At 70.6% G+C, this 4,798-nt stretch carries 5 protein-coding genes and 1 pseudogene; 4 read left to right on the top strand and 2 right to left on the bottom strand.

The features are described 5' to 3' along the window. From OPU66_RS14680 to nadC, 4 genes and pseudogenes are all read left to right on the top strand, one after another. A pseudogene (locus OPU66_RS14680) lies at window positions 1-440 on the top strand (hypothetical protein); the annotation flags it as partial. 86 nt (window positions 441-526) lie between these two features. After that, entirely contained in the window at window positions 527-1,390 is an 864-nt protein-coding gene (locus OPU66_RS14675; RefSeq protein ID WP_498554393.1) for an MBL fold metallo-hydrolase, read from the top strand. A 101-nt stretch (window positions 1,391-1,491) separates the two neighbouring features. Then, window positions 1,492-2,502, top strand: a complete 1,011-nt coding sequence (nadA, locus tag OPU66_RS14670; protein ID WP_498554392.1) for a quinolinate synthase NadA — start codon at window positions 1,492-1,494, stop codon at window positions 2,500-2,502. Between the two features lie 10 nt (window positions 2,503-2,512). Next, window positions 2,513-3,355, top strand: coding sequence for a carboxylating nicotinate-nucleotide diphosphorylase (gene nadC, locus OPU66_RS14665; RefSeq protein ID WP_498554391.1), 843 nt, complete (start codon window positions 2,513-2,515; stop codon window positions 3,353-3,355). A 49-nt stretch (window positions 3,356-3,404) separates the two neighbouring features. Here the strand turns inward: nadC and OPU66_RS14660 are convergent, their stop codons facing one another. Both OPU66_RS14660 and OPU66_RS14655 read right to left on the bottom strand, forming a co-directional pair. Beyond that, window positions 3,405-3,845 carry a DUF4112 domain-containing protein gene (locus OPU66_RS14660; protein ID WP_498554389.1) on the bottom strand — a complete coding sequence of 147 codons (441 nt, stop codon included), beginning with the start codon at window positions 3,843-3,845 and terminating at the stop codon, window positions 3,405-3,407. A 58-nt stretch (window positions 3,846-3,903) separates the two neighbouring features. Continuing rightward, on the bottom strand, window positions 3,904-4,798 hold an 895-nt coding region (locus tag OPU66_RS14655; RefSeq protein WP_498554388.1), incomplete at its 5' end, for a periplasmic substrate-binding domain-containing protein.

Here is a 4,798-nt window from a genome sequence, read left to right as displayed (position 1 = left end):
GTGCGCCGCCCGCGCCGCCGGCCCCTCCGGCTCCGCCTGCGCCCCCGGCTCCGCCGGCCCCGCCGGGCGAAGCGTCGATCGTCCTGCGCGACGGTTCGCAGGCGACGGTCGCGATCATCGGCGACGAAGCCTCGGCCGCCGCCGCTGCGATGCCGCGCGTCCAGCTGCGTCTGGCCGGGCTGAACAAATGCGCGATGTCGGCTGCCGAGGCCCGCGACGCCAAGCCGGGCGATGACAAAGCGCCCCGGCGCTGCATGCTGCTGCGCGCCGATCCCGGCAACCCCGTGCGGGTCGAAACCCGGGCGGCGGTGCTGGCTGCGCTCGAACAGGCGCGGGCCGGGCTGTCGGCCGCGACGGACGACGATTGGGGACGCCGTGCGCGGACCGAGGCGCTGGCGTTGATCGACGCCCAGATCGCGCGGATGAAGGCCGGCCAGTAAGCCACTGCCTGCGATAGGCCCCGCCTCCGGCCCTTGCGCCAAATCGGCGCTTGCCAAGCCGGGGGCGGGGCTTCAACGCTTCGCCCATGGACCATGAACATACCGGTCAGGCGATCACGCTCGAACCGCTGGTGCGCCGCGTGCTGGCGCCCAATCCCGGGCCGTTCACCTATCACGGCACCCAGACCTATATCGTCGGCACCGGCGATGTGGCGGTGATCGATCCCGGCCCGGACGATCCGGCGCATATCGCCGCGTTGATGGCGGCGGTGGCGGGTGAGCGTGTCACCCATATCCTGTGCACCCACACCCACCGCGATCATTCGCCCGCCGCCGCGCCGCTCAAGGCCGCGACCGGGGCCGAACTGGTCGGCTGCGCGCCTTTGGTGCTCGACGATCTCGGCCCGCGCGCCGATGCGGCGTTCGACGCCGGCTATGCGCCCGACCGGGTGCTCGGCGATGGCGAGGCGGTGTCCGGCCCCGGCTGGACGCTGGCGGCGGTGGCGACGCCGGGGCACACGTCCAACCATCTGTGCTTTGCGCTGGCCGAAAGCGGGGCGCTGTTCACCGGCGATCATGTGATGGGCTGGTCAACCACCGTGGTGGCACCCCCCGATGGCGACATGGCGGCCTATATGGCGAGCCTTGACCGGCTGATGACGCGCGACGACCGCGTCTATTATCCCGCCCATGGCGATCCGATCGACAATCCGCAGCGGCTGGTGCGCGGCCTTGCCGGTCACCGCAAGCAGCGCGAGGGCCAGATCCTCAGGCTGCTGGGCGAGGGGCTGGAGCATATCCCCGACATGGTGCAGCGCATGTATGTCGGCCTTGATCCCCGGCTGCATGGCGCGGCCGGGCGGTCGGTGCTTGCCCATCTGATCGACCTGCTGGCACGGGGCCGCGTGGCCGGCGGGCCGGGCGGCGAGGATCGCTGGCGCCTCGCCTGACCGGGGCGGGCGCAAGGCTGGCGTTTCATGGTTCGCGCTCCTATGTCGGCGGCAAGGCCGGCGCGGGGCTGCGCGGCCGGTGATGGAGAGAGACAGGAACGATGGACGCACGCGACGGGATTGGCGGCTCGCTGGCCGGGCTCGACCTCAGGGCCGAGATCGACCGGCTGCGCACATCGCGCAAGGCGGTCATCCTTGCCCATTATTACCAGCGGCCCGAGTTGCAGGATCTGGCCGATTTCGTCGGCGACAGTCTGGAGCTGTCGCGCAAGGCGCAGGAAACCGATGCCGAGGTGATCGCATTCTGCGGCGTGCGCTTCATGGCCGAGACGGCGAAGATCCTCAGCCCCGAAAAGATCGTCGTGCTGCCCGACATGGACGCCGGGTGCAGTCTGGAAGACAGCTGCCAGCCGGAACAATTCGCCGCGTTCCGCGCCGCGCATCCGGACCATATCGCGCTCACCTACATCAACTGCTCGGCGGCGGTGAAGGCGCTGTCGGACGTGATCGTCACCTCGTCCTCGGCCGAGAAGATCCTGATGCAGATCCCCAAGGAGCAGAAGATCATCTTCGGCCCCGACCGCAATCTGGGCGGCTATCTGGCGCGCAAGACCGGGCGCGAGCTGCTGCTGTGGCCGGGCGTGTGCATCGTGCACGAGGCGTTTTCGGAAACCGAGCTGCTCAAGCTCAAGGCGCGCCACCCCGACGCGCCGATCGCCGCCCATCCCGAATGTCCGCCGCACCTGCTCGACCATGCCGATTTCGTCGGTTCGACCAGCGCGATCCTCGAATATGCCAAGACCGTGTCCGCGCAGACGGTGATCGTGGCGACCGAGCCGCACATCATCCACCAGATGCAAAAGGCGATGCCGGACAAGGAGTTCATCGGCGCGCCGGGTGCGGACGGCAATTGCAACTGCAACATCTGCCCGTACATGGCGCTCAACACGATGGAAAAGCTCTACATCGCGCTGCGCGACCTTGAACCGCGCATCGAGCTGGACGAGGAACTGCGCCTCAAGGCCAAGCGCAGCCTCGACCGGATGCTCGCGATGGCGAGCGGGACCGTCGGGTTGGGCGATCTGGGGCCGCTGCGCCCGGACCTTGGCTGAGGCGACGGCAATGGCAGTGCCGAGCGGGTTTGATCTGTCCGCGTTAGTTGCGGCGACCTTGGCCGAGGATCTGGGCGCGGGCGGGGACATTACCTCTGCCGCCGTCATCCCGGCTGCGGCGCGGTTTGTCGGCACGATGGCGAGCCGCGATGCGATCACGGTTGCGGGGCTGGATGTGGCGGCGGCGTTTTTCCGCGCGCTCGATCCCGATATCGACATCGAGCTGCTGGCGCGCGACGGGGCGCGCGTGGCGGCCGGCGCGCCGCTGATGCGGCTGGCCGGTGCGGCGCGGGCGATGCTGACGGCCGAGCGCTCGGCGCTCAACACCGTCCAGCATCTGTCGGGCATCGCCACGCTCACCGCCGCCTATGTCGATGCCATTGCCGGCACCGGCGCGACCCTGCTCGACACGCGCAAGACCATTCCGGGGCTTCGGGTGCTCGAAAAATATGCGACGCGCATGGGCGGGGCGACCAATCACCGCATGGGCCTGTGGGATGCGGCGATGATCAAGGACAATCATGTCGCGGTTGCCGGCGATGTCGGTGAGGCGGTGCGCCGCGCCGCCGCCGCCGGCATTGCCGAGATCATCGTCGAGGTCGACCGGATCGACCAGATCGAACCGGCGCTGGCGGCGGGCGCGACCCGGCTGCTGCTCGACAACATGCCCCCGCCGGTGCTGTGCGACGCGGTGGCGCTGGTCGCCGGGCGCGTGCCGACCGAGGCGTCGGGCGGCGTCCGCCTCGACACCATCCGCGCCATCGCCGAAACCGGGGTCGATTACATCTCGGTCGGCCGCATCACCCAGTCGGCCCCGGCCGCCGATATCGGGCTGGATTTCAGCCCCGCCTAGCGCGGTTTCCGATCCGGTTGCATCGGATCGGCCGCTTTAGGCCCCTGATTTACCGGATTTTCGAGCCGCCGGGTATGGCATCGATGGTGACGCCCGCCGGATGATGGCGGTCGAGATGGCGCTTGATGATCCTGAGGTTGCGGCTGTTCGAGCGGAAGAAGAAATCGGGGATCGCGCCGACGAACGGGATCGCGCCGAGCAGCAGATCGACACCGACATTGCCGCCCATGCGCATCAGCTGCCAGCGCGACAGGCCGAGATTGCGCGCCTCCCACACGATCCAGGCACCAAGCGCCGAGGCGGCGAGCGGCCCGATGCCGGGCACGAAATCAAGGATCACGTCCAGCCCGAACTGCCGTCCGGTGCCCGGAATGGTGATCAGCCTTTCCATCACCGCCTCCACCGCCTCGACCCGCTGGCGCACCGCCTGCGCGTCGCGGGCAAGGTTCAGCCGGTCGGCCAGTTCGTCGATCCTGTTGACTGACACCATGGGGTCCGATCCTCCGTGCCGGCGATATGGGGGCCGGGCGGCGATTTGACGAGAGGGGTCAGCGCCTTGGCTGGATCAGCCGGTCGAGCGGGTGGACCGCGCGGGGATTGTCGCGGAACAGGTTGAACCGCTGCGCGACTACCGACCAGCGCAGCGGCCGGGCGATGGGGATGTAGAGCGTGGCCGCGCCGATCCCCCGGTCAGCCTCGGCGAGCAGGCGGCTGCGCGCGGCCGGGTCGGTGGCGGCGCGGGCAGCGGCAAGTGCCTGCGCGACATCGGCCGGGCAGGTGGTGGGCGACGGCGCGGGACAGGCGAGGCGCGCCAGATACCAGATCGCGCTCGGTGCGGGCGCGACCTCGTCGATCAGCACCAGATCGGCCTCGGCGCGGCTGGCGGGCCGGGCGGTGACGCCGATCCGTCGCCAGTCGGCGGCAAGCGCTGCAAACACCAGCCGGCTGCCCGGCCCCGGCGGCAGGAACAGCCGCACTTCGGGAATGCGCCCGCGCCCGCGCGCCAGCCACATGGCGATCCGCCCGGCAGCGGTCGCCCGCCGTTCGGCAAGCCCGCTATTGGCCCATGCGGGAAGATAAGGGGCCGCCCCCGCGCCATAGGGCTGGGGCAGGACGGCAATGTCCGGCCGCCAGCGCGGCGCACCGAGCAGCCGGCCAAGCGCCTCGCGGTCGATCGCCATCGCCAGCGCCGCCCGGTTGGCAGGATCACCCGCCAGCCCGTCGCTCCGCGCGGGGACGAGGCCGAGCAGGCCTTCGGCGGGATCGGTCCGCACCAGCCGCGCCGGGATGGCGGCGGCGGCGACCAGCGGCCAGTCGGCAATGCTGCCCCCCAGCACCAGATCGGCATGGCCAAGCATATGGCGCGCCAGCGCCCGCGCCGCCGGCTCGCCGCGCACCCATAAAGCGGGCGGCGGCGGCGCATCGGCCGCGGCGAGCGGGGCC

Source organism: Sphingomonas sp. URJC2, from assembly GCF_059803575.1.
Note: the sequence above shows the minus strand (reverse complement) of the source record. Positions and strands in the feature narration are given on the sequence as shown.

What these genes read in the sequence shown, in the direction of transcription:
- OPU66_RS14675 (WP_498554393.1), top strand. Translation starts at nt 527, where the DNA reads ATGGACCATGAACATACCGGTCAGGCGATCACGCTCGAACCGCTGGTG.
- OPU66_RS14660 (WP_498554389.1), bottom strand. Translation starts at nt 3,845, where the DNA reads ATGGTGTCAGTCAACAGGATCGACGAACTGGCCGACCGGCTGAACCTT.
- nadA (WP_498554392.1), top strand. Translation starts at nt 1,492, where the DNA reads ATGGACGCACGCGACGGGATTGGCGGCTCGCTGGCCGGGCTCGACCTC.
- nadC (WP_498554391.1), top strand. Translation starts at nt 2,513, where the DNA reads ATGGCAGTGCCGAGCGGGTTTGATCTGTCCGCGTTAGTTGCGGCGACC.